Annotated in this window: 19 protein-coding genes; 13 read left to right on the plus strand and 6 right to left on the minus strand. The window is 65.1% G+C overall.

The window, feature by feature from the left end:
- Nucleotides 1-7: 7 nt before the first annotated feature.
- Nucleotides 8-1,165 carry a DNA polymerase IV gene (dinB, locus tag AB1Z25_RS00530; RefSeq protein WP_107797804.1) on the plus strand — a complete coding sequence of 386 codons (1,158 nt, stop codon included), beginning with the start codon at nt 8-10 and terminating at the stop codon, nt 1,163-1,165.
- Between the two features lie 22 nt (nt 1,166-1,187).
- Here dinB and AB1Z25_RS00535 read toward each other — a convergent pair whose 3' ends face one another.
- The 6 genes from AB1Z25_RS00535 to AB1Z25_RS00560 all read right to left on the minus strand — a co-directional run bounded on the left by AB1Z25_RS00535 (nt 1,188) and on the right by AB1Z25_RS00560 (nt 9,871).
- Nucleotides 1,188-3,923, minus strand: a complete 2,736-nt coding sequence (locus AB1Z25_RS00535) for a M16 family metallopeptidase (protein ID WP_486636381.1) — start codon at nt 3,921-3,923, stop codon at nt 1,188-1,190.
- Nucleotides 3,924-4,241: 318 nt separating this feature from the next.
- Nucleotides 4,242-5,336 carry a rod shape-determining protein RodA gene (gene rodA / locus AB1Z25_RS00540; RefSeq protein ID WP_107797806.1) on the minus strand — a complete coding sequence of 365 codons (1,095 nt, stop codon included), beginning with the start codon at nt 5,334-5,336 and terminating at the stop codon, nt 4,242-4,244.
- Nucleotides 5,317-7,257, minus strand: coding sequence for a penicillin-binding protein 2 (gene mrdA / locus AB1Z25_RS00545; RefSeq protein WP_107797807.1), 1,941 nt, complete (start codon nt 7,255-7,257; stop codon nt 5,317-5,319). The genes rodA and mrdA overlap by 20 nt, the downstream gene beginning before the upstream one ends.
- A 15-nt stretch (nt 7,258-7,272) precedes the next feature.
- A complete protein-coding gene (mreD, locus tag AB1Z25_RS00550; RefSeq protein ID WP_107797808.1) occupies nt 7,273-7,776 on the minus strand; it encodes a rod shape-determining protein MreD in 504 nt (167 codons plus the stop codon).
- A 6-nt stretch (nt 7,777-7,782) separates the two neighbouring features.
- On the minus strand, nt 7,783-8,688 hold the full coding sequence (mreC, locus tag AB1Z25_RS00555) for a rod shape-determining protein MreC (RefSeq protein WP_107797809.1): 906 nt from the start codon (nt 8,686-8,688) through the stop codon (nt 7,783-7,785).
- A gap of 139 nt (nt 8,689-8,827) precedes the next feature.
- Entirely contained in the window at nt 8,828-9,871 is a 1,044-nt protein-coding gene (locus AB1Z25_RS00560; protein WP_043592385.1) for a rod shape-determining protein, read from the minus strand.
- Between the two features lie 365 nt (nt 9,872-10,236).
- Between AB1Z25_RS00560 and gatC the strand changes: the two genes are divergently transcribed.
- The 12 genes from gatC (at nt 10,237) to ftsW (ending at nt 23,933) form a co-directional block, all read left to right on the plus strand.
- On the plus strand, nt 10,237-10,524 hold the full coding sequence (gene gatC / locus AB1Z25_RS00565) for an Asp-tRNA(Asn)/Glu-tRNA(Gln) amidotransferase subunit GatC (protein ID WP_043592439.1): 288 nt from the start codon (nt 10,237-10,239) through the stop codon (nt 10,522-10,524).
- A 112-nt stretch (nt 10,525-10,636) separates the two neighbouring features.
- Nucleotides 10,637-12,088 (plus strand): Asp-tRNA(Asn)/Glu-tRNA(Gln) amidotransferase subunit GatA, encoded by a 1,452-nt coding sequence (gene gatA, locus AB1Z25_RS00570; RefSeq protein WP_235084979.1) that lies wholly within the window; start codon nt 10,637-10,639, stop codon nt 12,086-12,088.
- A gap of 143 nt (nt 12,089-12,231) precedes the next feature.
- Nucleotides 12,232-13,659 (plus strand): Asp-tRNA(Asn)/Glu-tRNA(Gln) amidotransferase subunit GatB, encoded by a 1,428-nt coding sequence (gene gatB, locus AB1Z25_RS00575; protein WP_486636382.1) that lies wholly within the window; start codon nt 12,232-12,234, stop codon nt 13,657-13,659.
- Between the two features lie 375 nt (nt 13,660-14,034).
- A complete protein-coding gene (gene mraZ, locus AB1Z25_RS00580; RefSeq protein ID WP_107797812.1) occupies nt 14,035-14,481 on the plus strand; it encodes a division/cell wall cluster transcriptional repressor MraZ in 447 nt (148 codons plus the stop codon).
- Nucleotides 14,478-15,440: a 16S rRNA (cytosine(1402)-N(4))-methyltransferase RsmH gene (gene rsmH, locus AB1Z25_RS00585; protein WP_486636383.1), complete on the plus strand. Its 963-nt coding sequence runs from the start codon at nt 14,478-14,480 to the stop codon at nt 15,438-15,440. The genes mraZ and rsmH overlap by 4 nt, the downstream gene beginning before the upstream one ends.
- Complete coding sequence (gene ftsL / locus AB1Z25_RS00590; RefSeq protein WP_107797814.1) at nt 15,437-15,709, plus strand: cell division protein FtsL; 273 nt, start codon at nt 15,437-15,439, stop codon at nt 15,707-15,709. The genes rsmH and ftsL overlap by 4 nt, the downstream gene beginning before the upstream one ends.
- Nucleotides 15,709-17,457, plus strand: coding sequence for a peptidoglycan D,D-transpeptidase FtsI family protein (locus AB1Z25_RS00595; RefSeq protein ID WP_486636384.1), 1,749 nt, complete (start codon nt 15,709-15,711; stop codon nt 17,455-17,457). The genes ftsL and AB1Z25_RS00595 overlap by 1 nt, the downstream gene beginning before the upstream one ends.
- A 7-nt stretch (nt 17,458-17,464) precedes the next feature.
- Complete coding sequence (locus AB1Z25_RS00600) at nt 17,465-18,946, plus strand: UDP-N-acetylmuramoyl-L-alanyl-D-glutamate--2,6-diaminopimelate ligase (protein ID WP_107797816.1); 1,482 nt, start codon at nt 17,465-17,467, stop codon at nt 18,944-18,946.
- Nucleotides 18,943-20,304: a UDP-N-acetylmuramoyl-tripeptide--D-alanyl-D-alanine ligase gene (locus AB1Z25_RS00605; RefSeq protein WP_486636385.1), complete on the plus strand. Its 1,362-nt coding sequence runs from the start codon at nt 18,943-18,945 to the stop codon at nt 20,302-20,304. The genes AB1Z25_RS00600 and AB1Z25_RS00605 overlap by 4 nt, the downstream gene beginning before the upstream one ends.
- A 1-nt stretch (nt 20,305) precedes the next feature.
- A complete protein-coding gene (gene mraY / locus AB1Z25_RS00610) occupies nt 20,306-21,391 on the plus strand; it encodes a phospho-N-acetylmuramoyl-pentapeptide-transferase (RefSeq protein WP_107797818.1) in 1,086 nt (361 codons plus the stop codon).
- 8 nt (nt 21,392-21,399) lie between these two features.
- Nucleotides 21,400-22,779 (plus strand): UDP-N-acetylmuramoyl-L-alanine--D-glutamate ligase, encoded by a 1,380-nt coding sequence (gene murD, locus AB1Z25_RS00615; protein ID WP_227106469.1) that lies wholly within the window; start codon nt 21,400-21,402, stop codon nt 22,777-22,779.
- On the plus strand, nt 22,776-23,933 hold the full coding sequence (ftsW, locus tag AB1Z25_RS00620; RefSeq protein WP_486636386.1) for a putative lipid II flippase FtsW: 1,158 nt from the start codon (nt 22,776-22,778) through the stop codon (nt 23,931-23,933). Before murD ends, ftsW begins: the two co-directional genes overlap by 4 nt.
- Nucleotides 23,934-23,991 lie beyond the last annotated feature (58 nt).

Raw genomic sequence — 23,991 nt, forward strand, 5'->3', positions numbered from 1 at the left:
CGTCGCCATGAGCGAGCCGCTGCGCAAAATCATCCACGTCGATTGCGATTGTTTCTACGCCGCCATCGAGATGCGCGACGATCCCGCCTTGCGGCCTTTGCCGCTGGCGGTGGGCGGGCGGCCGGAAAGCCGCGGCGTGATCGCCACCTGCAATTACATCGCGCGCCGCTACGGCGTGCGCTCGGCGATGTCGTCGGCGCGCGCGCTGCGCCTGTGCCCCGATCTGCTGATTCTGCCGCCCGATATGGCGCGCTACCGCGAAGCCAGCCAGAAGATCATGCGCATCTACGAGCGCTACACGCCCTTGATCGAGCCCTTGTCGCTGGACGAGGCCTATCTGGATGTGACGGGTCAGCCGCATGAGCAGGGCAGCGCCACGCGGATGGCGGAGGCGATACGCCGCCAGATCCGCGAGGAGGTGGGCATCACCGCCTCGGCCGGCATCGCGCCCAACAAATTCCTGGCCAAGGTGGCCAGCGACTGGAACAAGCCGGACGGGCAATTCCTGATCCGGCCTCAAGACGTGGCCGGCTTCGTCGCCGCGCTGCCGGTGGAGAAGATACATGGCGTGGGCCGGGTCACCGCACAGCGGCTGAACGAGCTGGGCATTCGGCGCTGCGGCGATATGCTGGCCTGGGAGCTGGCCGATCTGCTGCGCCATTTCGGCCGTTTCGGCGAGCGCCTCCACGAGCTGGCGCGCGGCGTGGATCCGCGGCCGGTGTCCACCGACCGCAGCCGCAAATCGATCAGCGTTGAGGAGACCTACGCGGTGGACCTGCCCGACGTCGCTGCCTGTCTGTCCAAGCTGCCGGAGCTGATAGACCGCTTGAGCGCGCGCATCGCGCGCAGCGGCAATCCCGCGTTCAAGGGCTTGTCGGTCAAGCTCAAGTTCGACGATTTCAACCAGACCACGGTGGAACACGCCGGCGGACAACTGTCGTCGGCGCGTTTCGGGGAACTGCTGCGAGTGGGATTCGAGCGCGGGCGGCGGCCGGTGCGTCTGGTCGGCGTCGGCGTTAAGCTGGCGGACGAGCATGACCTGCCGCGTCAGTTGCGCCTGTTCGGCAGGGACGGCCGGCCCTTGCCGGACCTGCCGGCGGCGGACGCCGCCGCGGGCGAGGCGGAACCGCCAGCGCGAGACGCCGACCCGCCCCCGAACGGCTGAGGCGGGTCGGCGCAAGGCCGGATCAGGGGGTTTTGAAGTCGCCGGCGTAGACCTGGAACAACTGGGCCGGGTCTATATGCTTGCGCAGCGCGGCGTTGACTTGCTCCACCGTCAGCGCGGCGATGGCGGCGTCCACCTTGGCGTTGAAGTCCATGCCGCGGCCGATCTGCAACTGGCCGTCCAGAGCGCCGCTCAGCGCGCCGTCCTGGGCGCGGGCGATCTCCCTTTCCTGCTGCAGCGCTTTTTGGGCGTCGGCCAGCTCGGTGGCGTTGACGCCGTCGCGGATGAAGTGGGCCAATTCCTCGGTCACCCCCTGTTTCAGCTTGTCCAGATTCTGCGGCGCGTAAATGGCCACCAGGCTCAGGCTGGCCACCGGCTCGAAGCTGCCGGCCTTGAACTGGCTGCCGGCGTAGTAGCTGATGCCGTCCTTCTGACGCAGGCGGTCCAATAGCCGCGATTTGACGCCGCCGCCCAGAATCTTGTTGGCGACCAGCATCGCCGGGTAGTCCGCGTCGCTGTCACGCATCGCCAGCGGCGCGGTGGCCAGGTAGAAGGCGTTGGCCTTGTCCTTGGCCAGCAGTTGCCGCTGGCCCGGTTTGGCCGGCGGCAGCTGGCTGGGCGCGCGGCTGTACGCCACGGGGCTGTTCCAGCCGCCGAACAGCTTTTGCAGCTGGCTTTGCGCCGCCTTGGCGTCGAAGTCGCCGACCAGGGCGAAGCGGGCGTGGTTGGCGCCGTAGAACTGGCGGTGGAAGCGCTTCAGATCGTCCAGCTTGGCGGCTTTCAATTCGGCGGCGGCCTCGTCCAGCGTCGGACGGTAGCGCAGATCGCCCTTGCGATAGATATTGAGCGCCTGGCCCACGGCCTGGGTGGCCATGGCCTGCGGCTCGTTGCGCTGGGCGTCGATGGCGGTCAGTTCCTCCTTGCGCAGCAGTTCGAACTCCCGTTCCGGGAAGCTGGGCTGCTTGAGCAGGCCGGCGATCAGGTCCAGCAAGGCCGGCAGATGCGTGCGGGTGGTTTCAAAGTCCACGCTGACTTCTTGGCCGGAGCCGGAGATGCTGAGCTTGGCTTTCAATTGGTCCAGGCGATTGCTGATTTCGGCGCGGCTGAGTTTGCCGCTGCCGCGCTCCAGCATGTCGGCGGCGAGGCCGGGAACGGCGCCGCGGCCGAACAGGCTTTTCTCGTCGCCGAAGGCGAGGCTGAAGCTGCCGTTGACGGTTTCGCCGCGGGTCTTCTTGGCCAGCAAGGCCAGCTTGGCGCCGTTGGCGAGCGTGGTTTTCTCGGTGCGGGCGTCGATATTGGCCGGGCTGGGGTCGAAGGCTTCGCCCTGGCTGATCGCGGCGCGGCCCTTGTAGCCGTCCACCAGCTTGGCCACGTCCGGCGTGGCCGGGATCACGCTGCGTTCCGGTTTGGCGGTGGGCACGAACTGGCCGTAGGTGCGGTTGGACGGCTTGAAGTAGTTCTCGGCCGCCCGTTCCACGTCCTTGACGCTCAGCGCCTCGATGCGGTCGCGGGTCAGGAAGAACAATCGCCAGTCGCCCTTGGCGATGGCTTCGGACATTTCCACCGCCAACTGCTGCGGATCGTTCAAGGTCTTGTCGATCTCATTGAGCAGGCTGGCCTTGGCGCGCTTGAGTTCGGCCTCGGTCACCGGCTTGCTCTTGAAGCCTTCGATGGCGGCGAGCAGGGCCTGGCGCGCGTCGGCCAGCTTCTGTCCCTTGTTCAACTCCGCCCAGAAAATGATGTAGCCGGGTTCGGCCAGCGCAAAGGGCCAGGCCTCGACGCCTACGGCTTTCTTGCCGCCCACCAGCGCCTGGTACAGCCGGCCGTTGGGCGTGCTGGCCAGGATGTCGGCCAGCGCGAGGACGGCGGCCGCGTCCGGGTGGCTGCCGGCGGAGATCGGATAGAGCACCGCGGCCAGCTGGGTGTCGCCGACTCGCTCCACGGTCAGCTCGCGCGCGCCGTCGCGCTGCGGTTCTTCGGTCCAGGTCGGCGTCAGCTGGCGCTGCGGCTTGGCGATCTTGCCGAAGGCCTGCTGGACGACGGCCAGCGTCGCCGCCGGGTCGAACTTGCCGCTGATCATCAGCACCGCGTTGTCCGGCTGGTAGTACTTGCGGTAGAAGGCCTGCAGATTGTCGATGCGGACCTTTTCCACGTCCGAGCGCGCGCCTATGGTGTTGTGGCCGTAGTTGTGCCAGTCGTAACTGACCGCGGTCATCTGCTTCCACAGCACGCGGCGGGGATTGTTCTCCCCCATCTCCATTTCATTGCGCACCACCGAGAACTCGGTGTCCAGATCGCTCCTGGCGATCTTGCTGTTGACCATGCGGTCCGCTTCCATCTCCAGCGCCCAGCGCAGATTGGCGTCGCTGGCGGGGAAGGTTTCGTAGTAGTTGGTGCGGTCCAGGAAGGTGGTGCCGTTGAACTGCATGCCGCGCTTGCCCAGCTCCTGCATCAGATTGCCGCTGCTGGGCGTGCCCTTGAACAGCATGTGCTCCAGCAAGTGGGCCATGCCGGTTTCGCCGTAGCTTTCGTGGCGGCTGCCCACCAGATAGGTGATGTTGACGGTGGTGGTGGGCTTGGAGGCGTCCGGCGCCAGCAGGACGCGCAGGCCGTTGGGCAGCCGGTATTCGGTGACGCCTTCCACGCTGGTGTAGGCTTGCAGCTGGCTTTGGCTGGCGGCGGCGGGTTCGGCGGCGATGGCCGGCAGGGTGTGGCCCAGGGACAGGGCGAGCAGCAGGCTCAGGGTTTTGATGCGCATGCGGTGGCGTTTCCTCTGGCATGAATGCGGGATGGCGGCGTGCGATGGCGCCGGAATGCTATAGGCTTGCGATTTTGCTTGCCTTCGTCAAGTCGGAAACCTTCCGGGCATGACGTAAGTCTGGGGCAAACAGGGGTAGGCCGCCGCGGCGGGGCATTGGTTCCCGCCATGGAACTTAGAGCCTGTTTACGATCTCGCGAGCAAGAGCGAGACAAGGCGGAAATGACCGAAGAAGCGGAATGTACATACGGTACATGAGCATTCTGAGGTCATTTCCAACGCCGTATCGCCGAAGCGCAGCAGATCGTAAACAGGCTCTCAGCGTTTTAGATTGCTGATGCTCATCAGCATGCCCATGCCGACGAACAGGGTGACGGTGGCGGTGCCGCCGTAGGACATGAAGGGCAGCGGCACGCCCACCACCGGCAGGATGCCGGACACCATGCCCATATTGACGAAGGCGTAGACGAAGAAGGACAGGGTGATGGAGCCGGCCATCAGCCGGCCGTACAGCGTTTGCGCGCTGGCGGTGATCATCATCGCGCGGCTGAGCACCAGCAGGTAGAGCGTCAGCAGCAGCACATTGCCGGCCAGGCCGAATTCCTCTGAATACACGGCGAAGATGAAGTCGGTGGTGCGTTCCGGGATGTAATCGAGGTGGGTCTGGGTGCCGTTGAGCCAGCCCTTGCCCCAGGGGCCGCCGGAGCCGATGGCGATCATGGACTGGATGATGTGGTAGCCGTCGCCCAGCGGGTCGGTGGTGGGGTCTATCATGGTCAGCACCCGGCGGCGCTGGTAGTCGTGCAGCAGGTTCCAGACGATGGGCAGGCTGGCCGCGCCCAGGCCGATGCCGGCGAAGATCACTTTCCACGGCAGGCCGGCGAAGAACAGCACGAAGAGGCCGGCGGCGGCGATCAGCAGGGTGGTGCCCAGGTCCGGCTGCTTCAGCACCAGCGCGCTGGGCACGGCCATCAGCAAGGCGGCCACCAGATAGTGCCACCAGCGCATCGACAGCTCGTATTTCTGGAAGAACCAGGCCAGCATCATCGGCAGCGCGATCTTCATGATCTCGGACGGCTGGATGCGGGTAATGCCCAGCTCCAGCCAGCGGGTGGAGCCGTTGACGGTGACGCCCTTGAAGTGGACGGCCAGCAGCAAGAGCACGCCCAGGCCGTAGATGGGCGGCGCGAAGTTCATGATGCTTTGCGGCCGCATGCGGGCGATGATCCACATGATGATCAGCGACAGGCTGGTGTAGATCAGCTTATTGTCTATCTTGTCGAAGGACTGGTTGTTGGCCGAGTACAGCAGCACCATGCTGACCACGAAGATCATGCCCAGGAACAGCATCAGCCAGCCGTCCAGCGGCTCTTTGACCTGTTCCCAGACGCGTTTAATTAGAGAGGTCTGCATTGTCGTTGGCGGTGTCGGTGGGCATGGTCTTCAGCGTGCCTTCGATGTCTTTCGGCACTTTGCCCAGCAAGTAGTAATCGAACAGCGCGCGCACGATAGGCGCGGCGGCGGCGGCGCCGAAGCCGGCGTTCTCCACGATCACCGCCACGGCGATGCGAGGCTTGTCCACCGGGGCGAAGGCGATGAACCAACTGTGGTCGCGGTATTGCTCGGCCAGCGCGGAGGCGTTGTACTTAGCGCCCTGTTTGATCTGCACCACCTGGGCGGTGCCGGTCTTGCCGGCCATGGAATATTGCAGGCCCACGCCCAGCCGCGCGCCGGTGCCGCGCGTCATCACGCCTTCCATGCCGCGCTTCACGTATTCGAAGTTTTCCGGTTTGAACGGGATCTGGCGGGTGGGCATCGGTTCAATGATGCGCGCTTTGCCGCTGCGGGTGTCCACCACTTGCTGGACCAGGTGCGGTTTGAACACCTGGCCGTCGTTGGCCATGATGGCGGTGGCGTTGGCCATTTGCAGCGGCGTATAGGCGTTGAAGCCCTGTCCGATGCCGATGCTGACCACGTCGGCCGGATACCAGCGGCGGAACTCTTCCTTGTAGCGGGAAAAGCGGCGGGCCTTCCACTCCTTGGACGGCAGCACGCCTATGGATTCGCCATCCAGATCAATGCCGCTCTTGCTGCCCAGACCGAATTGCGCCAGCGCCGGGTGGATCTTGTCTATGCCCATGTCCCAGGCCAGCTTGTAGAAGAAGGTGTCGCTGGAGACTTCGATCGCGCGCTGCAGATTGATCATGCCGTTGCCGGCCTTCTTGCTGTCGCGGAACTGGTGGCTGGAGCCGGGCAGGGTGAAGTAGCCGGGCGCCGGGCGGATGTCGCGCATGCCGATGGCGTGGTTTTCCAATGCCGCCATCGCCATGAAGGGCTTGAAGGTGGAGCCGGGCGGGTAGGTGCCGCGCAGAGCGCGGTTGATCATCGGCTTCTGCCAGTCGCTGTTCAGATTGGTCCAGGTCTGGGTGTCGATGCCGTCGATGAAGAGATTGGGGTCGAAGCCCGGCTTGGACAGGAAGGCGAGCACGCCGCCGGTGGACGGTTCTATCGCCACCAGCGCGCCGCGGCGGCTGCCGAACAGTTTGTCCGCCATTTCCTGCAAGCGGATGTCCAGCGCCAGCTTCAAGGTGTTGCCGTTGACCGGCGGCGTGCGTCGCAGCGAGCGCACCGCGCGGCCGCCGGAGTCGGTTTCCACTTCCTCGAAGCCGACCTTGCCGTGCAGATCGTCCTCGTACACCGCCTCCAGGCCGGTCTTGCCTATGTAGTTGGAGCCCTTGTAATTGGCGGTTTTCTCTTCTTCTTCCAGCCTTTCCTTATCGCGCTGGTTGATGCGGCCGATATAGCCGAGCACATGGCTGGTCATTTCCTTGAACGGATAGTCGCGGAACAGCCGCGCCTTGACCTCCACGCCGGGAAAGCGCCAGGACTGGGCGGCGACGCGCGCGGCCTCTTCCTCGCTGAGCTTGGTTTTCAGCGGGATGGATTCGAAGTTCTTGCTCTCGATCAGCAGGCGCTTGAACTGGCGCTCGTCGCGCGGGGTGATGTCCACCAGCTTGCGCAGTTCGGCCTCGGTGGCGGCCAGGTCCGCGATCTTGCTGGGCGTCAGCTCCAGCGTGTAGGCGGAGTAGTTTTGCGCCAGCACCACGCCGTTGCGGTCCAGGATCAGGCCGCGGTTGGGCAGGATGGGCACCAGCGAGATGCGGTTGTTCTGGGCCAGCGTGGAAAAGTGTTCGTGCTGCAGCACTTGCAGCCAGATGAAGCGCGTGAGCAGCACCAGGAACATCAGCACGATCAGCGCGTAAGCGACGATCAGGCGCAGCTGGAACTGGCTGTCTTCGGCCTGCGGGTTCTTGAAGCGGGTGGGTTGAGGCATGGACGGTCCGCGGCGCTAGACCGCGTTATGGCGGTAGGGCATCAGCATCAGCTTGGTCAGCAGCGGCCAGAGCAGGGCGCCGATCAAGGGCGGCAGGAAATAGCCCCAGCCGACGAAGGCGGAGCCGGTGAGCATGCGCACCACCACCATGATCAGCTGGTTGGTCAGCAGCAGGCCCAGCACCACCAGCGTCTGCTGGCCCAGGTTGAACATCACCACCTGGCGCTGGCGCGCCAAGGCCAGATAGGCGGTGATCGAATAGGCCAGCGCGTGCTGGCCGAACAATCCCGCGGTGGAGATGTCGGCCACCAGGCCCAGCAAGAAGGCGGTGCCGATATTGACCCGGCGCGGCTGGTTGATCACCCAGTACAGGATCAGCATGCCGATGAAATCCGGCAGCCAGCGCGTGCTGCCGTGCGGCAGCGGGATCAGTTCGATCAGGACGGCGAAGATGAAGGTGAACAGGATGAAGCGGCGCTTCACCGGTTTGAGCAGTTCCTTGGGGCGCTCGAACGTCATCGGGGCTTACTCCTCGGCGGCGGCTTTCTTGCCGCCCCTGCTCTTTTTGACGATGGGGGCCGGTTCCGGCGGACGCGGCGGCGCCTGCTTGTCGCCCAGCACCAGCATGTAGCGGGTTTGCTGCACGCCGGCCAAGGGCGCGGTGGCGATGCGGGCGAAGGTGGCGCCCTGGTTGCGCTCCACCCGGGTTACGCGGGCCACGGGGATGCCGGCCGGATAAACGCCGTCCACGCCGGACGTGACGATGTGGTCGCCGTCCTTGATGTCCGCGCTTTGCGGCAGGTAGCGGATTTCCACGCCGCCGCCGTAGCCGTACAGGATGGCGCGTTGGCCGGTGCGGGCCACCATCACGGGTACCATCTGGTTCTTGTCTATGACCAGGGTCACTTCCGCGGTCAGCGGCTGCACCCGGGTGACCTGGCCCAAGAGGCCGCTGGCGTCCACCACCGGCTGGCCGGCTTTCAGATTGGCGTCGCTGCCCTTGTCGATGATGATTTTGTAGGAAAACGGATCGCGGCCGGTGTACAGGGTTTCCGCCATCTGCGCCTGCTGGTGGTAGCTGGACTTGATGCCGTTGAGCTTGCGCACTTCGTCCAGCTCGCGCTGCAGGGTTTGCAGCCGCGACAGCTGCGCCGACATTTCCAGCTGGCGCACGCGCAAGGCGGTGTTTTCCTGCTTCAGTTCAGTTTGGGAGCTGAGAAAATCGCTGACGTGGCGCATCGCCTGCGCCGGCATGTTCACCGCGCGCTGCACCGGGTACAGCGCCAGCGAGGTGGCTTCGCGCGCCTGTTCCATCAGGCCGAAATAGCTGTCGCCGACCAGGAGCGCCACCGAGGCGGCCACGGCCATGGCCAAGCGCGCGCCGGGCGGCGGCCCGGAGCGGAAAAAGCTGGGGGTGTTGGCAAAGTCCATCGGCTCAGACCTCGCCCCTTGACGCGGGGCGCTGTGCTTCAAAAACGGGCGCGCTTGTCGCGCGCCCGCCATCATCGCTTGCTTTACGAGCGGCCGCCGCCGCCGGAGCCGGGCTCAGGCGGTCGTCGGTCGTTCCGGTTTAGGGGACGTTGGTGAAAATGGTGCCAATCTTGTCCATCTTCTCCAGCGCCTTGCCGGAGCCGCGCACTACGCAGGTCAGCGGTTCTTCGGCCACGAACACCGGCAGGCCGGTTTCTTCGGCCAGCAGGCGGTCGATGTCTTTCAGCAGCGCGCCGCCGCCGGTCAGCACCATGCCCTTGTCGGCGATGTCGGCGCCCAGTTCCGGCGGGGTCTGTTCCAGCGCGATCTTCACCGCGGACACGATTTGGTTCAAGGGCTCGGTCAGCGCTTCCAGGATTTCGTTGGAGGACACGGTGAAGGCGCGCGGAATGCCTTCGGCCAGATTGCGGCCCTTGACTTCCATTTCACGCACTTCGGCGCCCGGGAAGGCGGAGCCTATGGTCTTCTTGATTTCCTCGGCGGTGGTTTCGCCGATCAGCATGCCGTAGTTGCGGCGGATGTAGTTGATGATGGCTTCGTCGAACTTGTCGCCGCCGACGCGGACGGAGTTGGAGTACACCACGCCGCCCAGCGAGATCACGCCGACTTCGGTGGTGCCGCCGCCGATGTCCACCACCATGGAGCCGGTGGGCTCCTCAACCGGCAGGCCGGCGCCGATGGCGGCCGCCATCGGCTCTTCGATCAGTTCCACGCGGCGCGCGCCGGCGGCCAGCGCCGAATCGCGGATCGCCTTGCGTTCCACCTGGGTGGAGCCGCAGGGCACGCAGATCACGATGCGCGGGCTGGCGGCGAAGAAGCGGTTGGGGTTCACCTTCTTGATGAACTGCTTGAGCATCTGTTCGGTGACGGTGAAGTCGGCGATCACGCCGTCCTTCATCGGGCGGATCGCCTGGATGCTGCCCGGGGTGCGGCCCAGCATGCGCTTGGCTTCCAGGCCCACGGCCAGGATGGATTTCTTGTTGGTGGGCGCGTCGCTGTGAATGGCGACGACCGAGGGCTCGTCCAGCACGATGCCTTTGGCGCGCATGTAGATGAGGGTGTTGGCTGTGCCAAGGTCAATGGCGAGGTCGTTGGAGAAGTATCCGGTCAGCGAACGAAACATTGGGCGATCCTGGTCAGTTTTCGTCATGTGGCGGACGCGCCGTCGCGTCCGCGCTTAATCTGTTGTTTGTTGTCTACTCGTACGACCCGAGTCTAACCGCCGCGTGGCAAAACGACGCTTGGCGCCCACTGGGCGACGCCGGCTAAGCGGCTTCGCCCGCTGGCCTTGCGCATCATTTTCCGACGCCGTGTCGGTTCGATAAGGCCTGCACGATCCGGCCCCGGCGCGGCGGCTTGCCGCCTGTCGGCCGCGCGGTGAAAGCGTTGCCGAAATTACGCCGTGGCGTGATGTCGATCTTGGGAGAATCAAGCGGGCTATGATACCCTATAACGCTTGAAATATTAAAGGTTTTGAACGAGGACACCATGTCGCTGACGCATCAGGATGTCGCACGAATTGCCAAGCTTGCCCGCATCAATGTCAATGAAGCGGAAATTGCCGCGACAAGCAAGCAACTCAATAATATTTTCGGCCTGATCGAACAGATGCAGGCGGTGAACACCGACGGCATCGAGCCGATGGCCCATCCGCAGGATGTCTCTTTGCGTTTGCGCGAAGATATCGTTACCGAAACCAATCAGCGCGAAGCTTTCCAGGCCGTGGCCCCGCAAGTGGAAAAGGGCTTGTTCCTGGTCCCCAAGGTCATCGAGTGATGCTCTGATTGCCTGCGCCGGTTTAGGTTCCCGCCCGCGCGGGAGGCCGGCGCCGGTCGCTGTCTGAAAGGACGGCGACGCCATTCCCGGATAGCTAAAGATTCCATTTGAAATGACACAGTCTACTTTAAAGCAACTGTCGCGGCAGCTGGCGGCCAAGGAAGTCTCCAGCCTTGAGCTGGCCACCCAATATCTGGACCGCATCGAGGCGCTGAACCCGGCGCTCAACGCGCTGGTCACCGTCGACCGCGCCAAGACCCTGGCCGAAGCAGCGGCCGCCGACGCGCGCATCGCCGCCGGCAACGCCCATGCGCTGACCGGCGTGCCCATCATCCACAAGGATCTGTTCTGCCAGCAGGGCTGGAAAACCAGCTGCGGCTCCAAAATGCTGGACAACTTCGTGTCGCCGTACAGCGCCCACGTGGTGGAGCAGTGCCAGGCCGCCGGCATGGTGACGCTGGGCCGCGCCAATATGGACGAGTTCGCGATGGGTTCGTCCAATGAGAACTCCTTCTACGGCGCCGTGAAAAATCCCTGGGATCAGAACGCGGTGCCGGGCGGCAGCTCCGGCGGCTCCGCCGCCGCCGTGGCCGCGCGGCTGACGCCGGTGGCCACCGCCACCGACACCGGCGGCTCCATTCGCCAGCCGGCCTCCCATTGCGGCGTCACCGGCATCAAGCCGACCTACGGCGTGGTGTCGCGCTACGGCATGGTGGCCTTTGCCTCCTCGCTGGATCAGGGTGGCCCGATCGCGCAGACCGCCGAGGACTGCGCGCTGATGCTGAACGTGATGGCCGGCTTCGATCAGCGCGACTCCACCTGCTTGGAGCGCGCCCGCGAAGATTACGCCCGCGACCTGAATCAGCCGCTGGCCGGCCTCAAGGTGGGCCTGCCGCGCGAATACTTCGCCGCCGGCCTCAGCGCCGACGTGGCGCGCGCGGTGGACGAGGCGGTGACGGTGCTGAAACAGCAGGGCGCGCAGGTGGTGGACATCAGCCTGCCCAATACCGAGTTGTCCATCCCGGCCTACTACGTGATCGCGCCGGCCGAGGCCTCCACCAATCTGTCGCGTTACGACGGCGTGCGCTACGGCCATCGCGCCGCCGAGTACAAGGACCTGGTGGACATGTACGAGAAGACCCGCGCCGAAGGCTTCGGCAGCGAGGTCAAGCGCCGCATCCTGGTGGGCAGCTATGTGCTGTCGCACGGCTATTACGACGCCTATTACCTGAAGGCCCAGAAAATCCGCCGTCTGATCGCCAACGATTTCAAAGCCGCTTTCGAGCAGTGCGACGTGATCCTGGGGCCGGTGGCGCCGACCGCGGCCTTCGACATCGGCGCGATGAACGACGATCCGGTGCAGATGTATCTGTCCGACATCTACACGTTGTCGGTGAACCTGGCCGGCTTGCCGGGCATGAGCGTGCCGGCCGGCTTTAGCGCGAATGGCCGCCCGATCGGCTTGCAGATCATCGGCAACTACTTCGGCGAAGCCAAGATGCTGAACGTCGCGCATCAGTTCCAACTTGCGACTGATTGGCATAGCCGCGCGCCGGTTTTGTAATTGAATGAATTAGCCGCGGAAGCGCAGAGAAGGACATGGACAAACCCCGGCTCCCAAGAGGTGGGAGAGCTAGGGGCAACCGTTTTTCTTCCGTGTTTTCCGTGTGCTTCCGTGGCAAAAAATAATAGAAGGATTTTCCAACCATGAAATGGGAAGTCGTCATCGGTATCGAGGTGCATGTGCAGCTCAATACCGTCTCCAAGATTTTCTCCGGCGCCAGCACCGCCTTCGGCGCGGAGCCGAACACCCAGGCCTCCGCGGTGGAGCTGGCCTTTCCCGGCGTGCTGCCGGTATTGAACAAGGCTGCGGTGGACAAGGCCATCCGCCTGGGCCTGGCGTTGGACGCCAAGATCAACCAGAAGAACGTGTTCGCGCGCAAGAACTACTTCTATCCCGACCTCCCCAAGGGCTACCAGATCAGTCAGATGGATCTGCCCATTGTTGAGGGGGGCAGGCTGAAAATCCTGGTGGGCGAGCAGGAGAAGGTCATCGGCGTGACCCGCGCCCATATGGAAGAGGACGCCGGCAAGAGCCTGCATGAAGACTTCCACGGCCTGTCCGGCATCGACCTCAACCGCGCCGGCACGCCGCTGCTGGAAGTGGTGTCCGAACCGGACATGCGCTCGGTGGACGAGGCGCTGGCCTATGTGAAAGCCTTGTATGCGCTGGTGACCTGGCTGGGTATCTGCGACGGCAATATGCAGGAAGGCAGCTTCCGCATGGACGTCAACGTGTCGGTGCGCCCTGAGGGCCAGCAAGCCTTCGGCACCCGCCGCGAGATCAAGAACCTCAACTCCTTCCGCTTCCTGGAGCAGGCTGCCAAATACGAAATCCAGTGGCAGATCGACACCCTGGAAGACGGCGGCAAGGTGCAGCAGGCCACTGTGCTGTTCGACCCGGACAGCGGCGAGACCCGGATGATGCGCAGCAAGGAAGACGCGCACGACTACCGCTACTTCCCGGACCCGGACCTGTTGCCGGTGCGCATCTCCGACGAGCAGATCGCCCGCATCCGCGGCGAGATGCCGGAGCTGCCGGCGGCGATGCAAGTTCGTCTGGCCGAGGCCTACGGCGTGTCCGCCTACGACGCGGCGCTGCTGACGTCCAGCCTGGCTCTGGCCCAGTATTTCGAAGCCGCGGCCAAGACCTCCGGCCAGGGCAAGCTGGCCGCCAACTGGATCAACGGCGAGATCGCCGCGCGGCTGAACCGCGACGGCAAGGAGATCGCGGATTGCCCGATCTCGGTCGAGCGCCTGGTTGGCCTGATCGCGCGCATCGCCGACGGCACGCTGTCCAGCAAGCTGGCCAAGCAGGTGTTCGACGCCTTGTGGGACAGCGAACTGTCCGCCGACGCCATCATCGAGCGCGACGGCCTGAAGCAAGTGTCCGACGTCGGCGCCATCGAGAAAATGGTGGAGGAAGCGATCGCCGCCAATCCCAAGGCGGTGGAAGAATTCCGCGCCGGCAAGGAAAAGGCGCTCAATGCCTTGGCCGGCCAGGTGATGAAAGCCTCCAAAGGCAAGGCGAATCCGGCTCAGGTGCAGGATATTCTGCGTCAAAAGCTGGCCTAATCCGGCGGAACTCCAGGGCGGCGGCGCCGATCGTGGCGCCGCCGCCCTGTTTTTGTGTTGCGGCGCGACAAGTGGTCTTGCTCTGGACTGTCCTTGGAAATATTCCCAGGCCCGGGGTGTGGTGTTTCGGAAATGGTTCGAGTGTTAACAGCTCACTTTGACTGATGTTTTTAAGCCTCTGATTTGACAAGGAATCCGCTTTTTGCCTGGTCCGCTAAGTCATTGTCTCAAAAGGTGAATTAGAACTTCTCGATGTTGACCGTGGGGAAGTTCTTTCTTATAGTGGCGGAAAGTGGGGCGAAGTGGGTGAAAGTGGGGCATTTGTCCCGGGGGGCGACGGCCCCTTAGGTTTATTCGGTCAGCGGGCTCGAAATCATGATTGGTGGCGTCAGCATCTTGTCTCTCGATAGCAAGGGGCGTTTGGCTATTCCGGCTAAACACCGCGAGACACTGCTGTCCGCTTTCGGGCACAAACTGATCGTCACCCTCGAGTCCCAAGACCACTTGCTGATCTACCCCGAACCCAACTGGCGTCCGGTCGAAGCCCGCCTGCTAGCCCTTCCCACCGGCAATCCCACTCTGAAACGTTATCAGCGCCTCGTGCTCGGCCACGCGGAAACGCTGGAAATGGACAGCGCCGGACGCATTCTGCTGCCCGCGCGCCTGCGCGATCTCACCGGACTCGACAAAGACGTCGCGCTGGTGGGCATGGGCAACCGCTTCGAGCTGTGGAATGCCGAGGAATGGGACAACCAGACCGCTGACGCCCTGGCCATCGATCAAACCGATCTGGCCCAACACCTTGGAGACTTTACGCTGTGAGCACCACCCCTTTCGTGCACCTGACGGTGCTCTTGACCGAAGCGGTCGACGCGCTCGCCATCCGGCCGGATGGCACCTACGTCGATTGCACTTTCGGTCGAGGTGGCCACAGCCGCTTGATCCTGTCGCGACTGGGGCCGCAAGGCCGCCTGATCGCCTTCGACAAGGATCCCGAAGCCATCGCCGTGGCCACGCGGCTGGCGGAGGAAGACCCGCGCTTTCAGATCGTGCACAACGGTTTTGAAACGCTGGGGCAGGAATTGGACCGCCTGGGCGTGCCCCAGGTGGATGGCGTGTTGATGGATCTGGGCGTGTCCTCGCCGCAGATCGACGACGGACGGCGCGGTTTCAGCTTCCGTTTCGACGCGCCCTTGGACATGCGTATGGATACCACCCGCGGCATCACCGCGGCCGAATGGTTGGCGACGGCAGACGAGGCCGATATCAGAGAGGTCATCAAGACTTATGGTGAAGAGCGGTTTGCTCGCAAGATCGCAGCAGCCATTGTTGCGCAAAGGGCTGACGCCCCCCTCCAGACCACGCGTGAGCTCGCCGTGCTCGTTGGGCAAAACGTCCGTACTCGGGAACCGGGTCAGGACCCCGCAACGCGTACCTTCCAAGCGATCCGGATCTTTGTGAACCGCGAGCTGGACGAACTCAAGGCGGTGCTGCCGCAGGCGGCGCGCCGCCTGGCGGAAAACGGCCGCCTGGCGGTGATCAGCTTTCATTCGCTGGAAGACCGCATCGTCAAGCAATACCTGCGCGACGCCAGCAGCGAGGAAAAGCTGCCGGCGTGGGCGATGGTGCGCGCGTCCGATATGGCCCAGCCGCCGCTGTCCACCGTGGGCAAGCCGGTGCGCGCCGGCGATGAGGAGGTGCGCGCCAACGCGCGCTCCCGCAGCGCCATCATGCGCGTGGCCGAGCGCACCGCCGCGCCGTGGCGGGAGATCGACGCATGAACAAGCTCAACGCGATACTGCTGGTCATCGTGGTGCTGTCCGCCTGGTCGGTGGTCACCTCGACCCACGTGTCGCGCAAGCTCTACAGCGATTTGCAGAAGGAACGCAAATCCGCCCAGCAGCTGGAGATCGAGTTTGGCCAGCTGCAGCTGGAGCAGAGCACCTGGGGCGCGCACGCGGTGATTGAGAAAGCCGCGTCCAGCCGCCTCGACATGCATATCCCGGACCCGCGCCAGACCCAGGTGATCTCGCCTGGGAAGGGGATGTGATGCGCACTTACTCCCCTCGCCACCAGCAACGCATCCCGGACGCCAGCCCCGCGCTGCGCATGAAGCCGGGCCGCGTGCGCTTTGTGCTGCTGATGCTGGCGCTGCTGTTCCTGGCCTTGATCGGCCGCGCAGTCTATCTGCAAGTGGTGCAGCAGGACTTCCTGCAAAACCAGGGCGAGGCGCGTTTCCGCCGCGCGCTGACGCTGGAGGCCAACCGCGGCGTGATCACGGACCGCAACGGCGAACCGCTGGCGATCAGCTCGCCGGTGCAGACCATCTGGGCCAGCCCGGCGGACATGGAGCCGGTGCCGCCGGCCAAGCTGCGCGAACTGGCGGCGATGCTGGATCTGTCGCCGGAGGAGCTGTCGGCCAAGCTGTCCGACCGCAAGAAGGAATTCGTCTACGTCAAACGCCAGATCAGCCCTGAGCTGGCCGACAAGGTGATGGCGCTGGGCGTGCCCGGCATCGCCAAACAGCAGGAATTCCGCCGCTTCTACCCGGCCGGGGAAATCGTGTCCCACATCATCGGTTTCACCGGCGTGGACGGCAAGGGCCAGGAAGGCGTGGAGCTGGCGCGCGAGAAAATGCTGGCAGGCAAGGACGGCCGCCGCGTGGTGCTGAAGGACCGCCGCGGCCACATCATCGAAGACGTCGCCGCCATCGAGCCGCCGCGCGACGGCCAGAAACTGGCGCTGGCGGTGGATCACCGCATCCAATACCTGGCTTACCGCGAGCTCAAGGCCGCGGTGGAGCTGAACAAGGCCAAGGCCGGCAGCGTGGTGGTGGTGGACGCCCACACCGGCGAGTTGCTGGCGCTGGCCAATTACCCCTCGTTCAACCCCAACAACCGCAGCGGCGTGACGCCGGAAATGATGCGCAACCGCGGGGTGATCGATCTGTTCGAGCCGGGCTCGACGATAAAGCCGCTGTCCATCTCGCTGGCACTGGAGAACGGCAAGGCCGGACTCAACACGGTGCTGGACACCCACACTTACATGATAGGCCCGGCCACCATCCGCGACGTGGCGCCGCGCCCCAGCCTGGACATTCTCGGCATCATCCAGAAATCGTCCAACGTCGGCACCAGCAAGCTGGCGCTGATGAGCTCGCCGGAGCAATCGTGGAAGCATTACGACGCGCTGGGCTTTGGCCGCGCGCCGGAAACCGGCTTCCCCGGCGAAGCCGGCGGCCGGCTGCGCGACTGGCACAACTGGCGGCCCATCGAGCAGGCGACGATGTCCTTCGGCTACGGCATCTCGGTCAGCCTGATCCAGATGGCGCGCGCCTACACCGTGTTCGCCAACGACGGCGTGATGCTGCCGATCTCGCTGTACAAGACCGCCACCCCGATGCCGGGCAAGCGGGTGCTGAGCGAAAAGACCGCGCACGAGATGCGCGATCTGCTGATCGCCAACAGCCAGCCGGGAGGCGGCGCCGTCGGCGGCCGCATCATCGGCTACAGCGTGGGCGGCAAGAGCGGCACCGCGCGCAAGCTGGAAGGCCGCGCCTATGTGGCCAACAAGCACCGCGCGCTGTTCATGGGCTTCGCGCCGGGCAAAGCGCCGCGCGTGATCGTGTCGGTGATGATAGACGAGCCCTCCGCGGGCAAATATTACGGCGGCGCGGTGGCTGCGCCGGTGTTCTCGCAGATCGCCGGCGGCGCGCTGCGGGTGCTGAACGTGCAGCCGGACGAGCCCTCCAACAACACTTTATTGCCGGAATCCACCCCGGTGCCGGTGGATTTTTGATCAGATCATGAAAAGCCGTTTGACCCCCATGCCGGACTGGAATCCGGCCGACATCAAACAATTGGGACTGCCCGTCAAACGGGTGGAGACCGACAGCCGCCGCGTGCTGCCCGGCGACGTGTTCCTGGCGTGCCCCGGCCTGCATTCCGACGGCCGCGACTACATCCAGGCCGCGCTGGCGAAAGGCGCGGCCGCGGTGTTGTGGGACGACGCCGGCGGCTTCGCCTGGAACCCGCTGTGGCAGGCGCCGAATCTGCCGGTGCCGCATCTGCGCGACCGCATCGGCATGCTGGCGGCCGAGGTCTACGGCTATCCCAGCCGCGCGCTGCGCGTGATCGGCATCACCGGCACCAACGGCAAGACCTCGATTTCCCACTGGCTGGCGCAGGCTTTCTCGCTGCTGGGCCAGAAGGCGGCGCTGATCGGCACCGTCGGCAACGGCTTTTACGGCGAACTGACCGAAACCACCCACACCACGCCGGACCCGGTGACCATCCAGCAAAAGCTGGCCGAATACCGCCGCCAGGGCGCGCACGTGGTGACCATGGAAGTGTCCAGCCACAGCCTGGATCAAAGCCGCGTCAACGGCGTGGACTTCGCCACCGCGGTGCTGACCAATCTGACTCGCGACCATCTGGACTACCACGGTTCGATGGAAGCCTACGGCGAATCCAAGAAGAAGCTGTTCTTCTGGGAAGGCCTGAAGCACGCGGTGATCAACGCCGACGATGAATTCGGCCGCCAGCTTGCCGCCGAAATCGACCCGGCTGAGACTCAGGTGGTGACTTACGGCCTGGAGCAGGGCGATGTGCGTCCGCTGGCGCTGGCCGCCACGCTGGACGGCCTGCAACTGACGGTGACCACGCCCTGGGGCGTCGCCGATGTGCGCACCGGCCTGGTGGGCCGCTTCAACGCCGCCAATCTGTTGGCCTGTCTGGCCACGCTGTGCGTCAACGGCGTCAGCCTGCGCGACGCCGCCGCGGTGATGGCGCGCATCCAGCCGGCGCGCGGCCGCATGCAGAGCGTGGGCGGCGCGCACGAGCCGCTGGTAGTGATCGACTACGCCCACACGCCGGACGCGCTGGAAAAAGCCTTGTCCACGCTGGCCGAGATCCGCCCGGAAGGCGGCCGCCTGTTCTGCGTGTTCGGCTGCGGCGGCGACCGCGATCCGGGCAAGCGCCCGATGATGGGCGCCATCGCCGAGAACATCGCCGACGTGGCGGTGCTGACCAGCGACAATCCGCGCACCGAAGACCCGCAAGCCATTCTGCGCGACGTGCTCGCCGGCATGGACGCCGCGCGCACCCACGTCGAGGCGGACCGCGAAGCCGCCATCCACTGGGCGGTGAGCCAGGCGCGCGCCGGCGACGTGGTGCTGGTGGCCGGCAAGGGGCATGAGGAATACCAGGACATCGCCGGCGTCAAGCGGCCGTTCTCCGACTTCCGCGTGGCGGAAGAAGCGCTGACCGCCTGGGGAGAGCGCGCATGATGACGCTGCTGCAGGCCGCCGAACTGGCCCGGGGCGCTTTGAGCGGCCCGGACGGCGACATCCTGCGCGTGGTGACCGACAGCCGCGAGGCCGGCCCCGGCGATCTGTTCGTCGCGCTGAAGGGCGAACGCTTCGACGCCCACGATTTCGTCGCCGAGGTGACGGCCAAGGGCGCGGCCGCGCTGGTGCGCGCGGATTTCGAGCTGTCCGGCGCCAGCCTGATCCGCGTGGACGACACCCTCCTGGCCCTGGGCCGGCTGGCCTCCGGCTGGGCGCAACGCCAGCCGGCGCTGCGCATCGGCGTCACCGGCTCCAACGGCAAGACCACGGTCAAGGAAATGCTGGCCGCTATTCTGCGCCAATATGCAGGCGCGGACGCGGTGCTGGCCACCGCCGGCAACTTCAACAACGACATCGGTCTGCCGCTGACCCTGCTGCGGCTGACGCCGGCGCATCGCTACGCGGTGCTGGAGATGGGCATGAACCATCACGGCGAGCTCCGCTATCTGACCGGCCTGGCCCGGCCGCGCATCGCGCTGGTCAATAACGCGATGCGCGCCCACTTCGGTTATTTCGGCTCCACCGAGGAAGTGGCGCGCGCCAAGGCGGAAATCTTCGAAGGCCTGGACGCCGACGGCGTGGCGGTGCTGAACGCCGACGACGCCAATCTGGCCTTGTTCCGCCGCGCGGCGGACGGCCGCCGCCAGATCGCCTTCGGCCTGGGCGCCGAAGCCGACGTCCGCGCCGTCGACATCGAACTGAGCGCCTTGAGCAGCCGCTTCACGCTGCGTTGCGCCGACGGCGAACGGCGGATCGAATTGCCGGCGCCGGGCGAACACAATGTGCGCAACGCGCTGGCCGCGGCCAGCCTGGCCGTGGCCGCCGGCGTGTCGCTGGACGACATCGCCGCCGGCCTGGCCGCCTTCGGCGGCGCCAAGGGCCGTTTGCAGCTCAAGCAAAGCCCGCGCGGTCTGAGCGTGATCGACGACAGCTACAACGCCAACCCGGATTCGATGAAGGCCGGGATCGACGTGCTGGTTCGCCTGCCGGCGCCGCGCTGCTTCGTGATGGGCGACATCGGCGAACTGGGCGAAGCCGCCGACGCGCTGCACGCGGAAGTGGGCGAGTACGCGCGGACGCGCGACGTGGACCTGCTGCTGACCTTGGGCGAGGTTTCGCGTCACGCCGCCGCCGCCTGCGGCGCGCGCGGCAAACATTTTGATTCGATTGACGAGTTGTACGAGTTTCTCGACCGGCAGTTGCCGTCGGGTGCCTCCGTTCTGGTCAAGGGGTCGCGCTTCATGCGCATGGAACGGGTGGTGGAACACCTGATGCAACAATTTAGAGAGGAACAATAACGTGCTGCTCTGGCTGGCTGAACTGCTGGGCTCCCACATCCGGGCCTTCAACGTCTTCAACTACATCACGCTGCGCGCGGTGATGGCGGCGCTGACCGCGCTGGCGATCTCCCTGCTGCTGGGGCCGTGGGTGATCCGCAAGCTGACCGAACTCAAAGTGGGCCAGGCGGTGCGCAACGACGGCCCGCAAACCCATCTGGTCAAGGCCGGCACGCCGACCATGGGCGGCTCGCTGATCCTGCTGGCCATCGGCCTGACCACGCTGCTGTGGGCGGATCTGTCGAACAAATACGTGTGGCTGCTGCTGGCGGTGATGTTCGGCACCGGCGCGCTGGGCTTTTACGACGACTGGCGCAAGGTGGTGTACAAGGACCCGAAAGGCGTGTCCGCCAAGTTCAAGATGGCCTGGCAGTCCGCCATCGCCATCGGCGCCGGCGTGTTTCTGATCGCCACCGCCAAGCTGCCGGCGTCCACCGAGCTGATCGTGCCCTTCGTCAAGACCATCTCCTATCCGCTGGGCGCGATCGGTTTTTGCATCCTGACCTATTTCGTCATCGTCGGCACCTCCAACGCGGTGAACCTGACCGACGGCCTGGACGGCCTGGCGGCCCTGCCCACCGTGATGGTGGCGGCCGGCCTGTCCATCTTCGCCTATGTCGCCGGCCACGCGGTGTTTTCCAAATATCTGGGTCTGCCCTTCATTCCCGGCGCGCACGAGGTGGTGGTGTTCTGCGCGGCGATGTGCGGTGCCTGCCTGGGATTTTTATGGTTCAACGCCTATCCGGCCCAGGTGTTCATGGGCGACGTCGGCGCGCTGGCGCTGGGCGCGGCGCTGGGCACCGTGGCCGTGATCGTGCGTCAGGAAATCGTGCTCTTGATCATGGGCGGCCTGTTCGTGGTGGAAGCGCTGTCGGTGATGATTCAGGTGGCTTCGTTCAAGCTCACCGGCAAGCGGGTGTTCCGCATGGCGCCGCTGCATCACCACTATGAGTTGAAGGGCTGGAAGGAAACGCAAGTGGTGGTGCGTTTCTGGATCATCACCATGATGTTGGTGTTGGCCGGCCTGTCCACCATCAAGCTGCGTTGAGGAAGACTATGGACTACGCGAATCGTCACGTCGTGGTGGTGGGCTTGGGAGGTTCGGGCCTGGCGGCCGCGCGCTACCTGGCCGCGCACGGCGCGCGCGTGAGCGTGGCCGACGCCAAGCCGTCGGCCGAGCGCGTGGCCGAGCTGCGCGCCTTCTTGCCGCAGGCGGAAGTGCGTGCCGGCGATTTCAGCGCCCAGACCTTCGCCGACGCCGACTTGCTGGTGCTGAGCCCGGGCGTGCCGCTGAAACACCCGGCCGTCGCCGCCTACCGCCAAGCCGGCGGCGAGGTGATCGGCGATATCGAAGTGCTGGCGCGCGCGATCCGCGGCGACGGCAGCAAGGTGATCGCCATTACCGGTTCCAACGGCAAGAGCACGGTCACCAGCCTGGCGGGCCATCTGTGTGCCGCCGCCGGCCTGGACGCGGTGGTGGCCGGCAATATCGGCCTGGCGGTGCTGGAAGCGCAGCTGGAACGCGAGCAAAGCGGCAAGCGCCCGGACGTGTGGGTGCTGGAGCTGTCCAGTTTTCAACTGGAATCCACATTTACGCTGGAGGCCGACGCCGCCACGGTGCTGAATATTTCCGAGGACCACCTGGACCGTTACGACGATCTGCTGGACTACGCCCACACCAAGACCCGGGTGTTCCACGGCGCCGGCGTCCAGGTGCTGAACCGCGACGACGCGCTGGTGCGCGCGATGGTTCGCCCCGGCCGCGCGGTCAAATGGTTCTCGCTGACAGAGGATGCCGGATACGCGTTGCGGCAGGATGACGGCCGCTACTGGCTGAGCCTGGACGGCGAGCGGGCCTTCGATTGCGCCGAGATGCGTTTGCAAGGCCTGCACAACGCCGCCAACGCGCTGGCCGCGCTGGCCTTGTGCGAAGCCGTGGGCGCGCCGCGCGCCGCGCTGCTGCAAGGACTGAAAACCTTCCATGGTTTGGAACATCGCGTCGAGCTGGTAGACGAAATCGCCTCGGTTGCGTTTATCGATGATTCCAAGGGCACCAATGTCGGCGCCACCGAGGCGGCGCTGAACGGCATGACCCGTCCGGTGGTGTTGATCGCCGGCGGCGACGGCAAGGGCCAGGACTTCGCGCCGCTGGCGCCGGCCTGCCGCCGCATCGCCCGCGCCGTGCTGTTGATCGGCCGCGACGCCGGCAAGATCCGCGCCGCGCTGTCCGCCACCGGCTTGCCCTTGCACGACTGCGAGACGCTGGAAGAAGCCACCCGCCGCGCGGCGGAACTGGCGCAGCCGGGCGACGTGGTGTTGCTGTCGCCGGCCTGCGCCAGCCTGGACATGTTCCGCAACTACGCGCATCGCGCCCAGGTGTTTATCGACGCCGTGCGCGAGTGGAAGGCGCGGCAAGCGGAGGCGACGCGGCCATGATCGTGCACGGAGCCCGGCGCTACGCCGCCATCAAGCCGTTCGACGAGGCGCTGTCCTGGGCTCTGGCCCTGCTGTTGTCGATCAGCCTGGTGATGGTGTACTCGGCGTCAATCGCCTACGCCGAGGCCGACGCGGCCACGCATAACCGCTACTTCTACCTGATCCGTCACATGATCTTCATGACGATCGGGCTGAGCGCGGCCTATATCGCCTTCCAGATTCCAACGGCGTTCTGGCAGAAGTACTCCGGCAAGATTTTCCTGATCGGACTGGTCTTGCTGGTGCTGGTGCTGATTCCCGGCATCGGCAAGATGGTTAACGGCTCGCGGCGCTGGATCAATCTGATCGTGCTGAACCTGCAGCCGTCGGAGGTGATGAAGTTCGCCACCGTGTTGTACGCGGCGGATTACACCGTGCGCAAGAGCCATTTGCTGCACAGCTTGAAGGAAGGCTTCGCGCCGATGTTCGCCGCCATGGTGGTGGTGGCTTTCCTGCTGCTGCGCGAGCCGGACTTCGGCGCGCTGATGGTGGTGATGAGCATCGCGATGGGCGTGCTCTTCCTCGGCGGCATCAATATGCGCATCTTCAGCGGGCTGGCGGTGATGGCGGTGGGCGCCATCGTGGTGTTGATCATTTCCTCGCCATATCGGCTGAAGCGGGTGCTGGGCTTCATGGACCCGTGGGACGACCCGTACGGCAAGGGCTACCAGCTGTCGCACTCCTTGATCGCCATCGGTCGCGGCGAGTGGTTCGGCGTCGGTCTGGGCGGCAGCATAGAGAAATTGTTTTACCTGCCTGAGGCGCACACCGACTTCATCATGGCGGTGATTTCGGAAGAGTTCGGCTTCATCGGCATCTGCGTGGTGGTCGGTCTGTACGCCTGGATCGTGCGCCGCGCCTTCCACATCGGTGTGGAATCGAAAAAGCTGGAGCGTTACTACCAGTCGCTGGTGGCGCAGGGCCTGGGCATCTGGCTCGGCATCCAGGTGTTTTTCAACATCGGGGTGAATATGGGGCTGCTGCCGACCAAGGGTTTGACCTTGCCGCTGATGTCTTTCGGCGGCTCGGCGATGTTGATGAATTTGATCGCGGTGGCGGTGCTGCTGCGGGTTGATTATGAAAACCGCCGCATCATGCGCGGCTACAAAGTGTAGCCGCGCATGAGCAGCGCTGTCAGGCGCCTTAGGGCGTAAGCCCGTAGGGTGGCGGTTT

It is taken from the genome of Chromobacterium sp. HL1, from assembly GCF_057418835.1.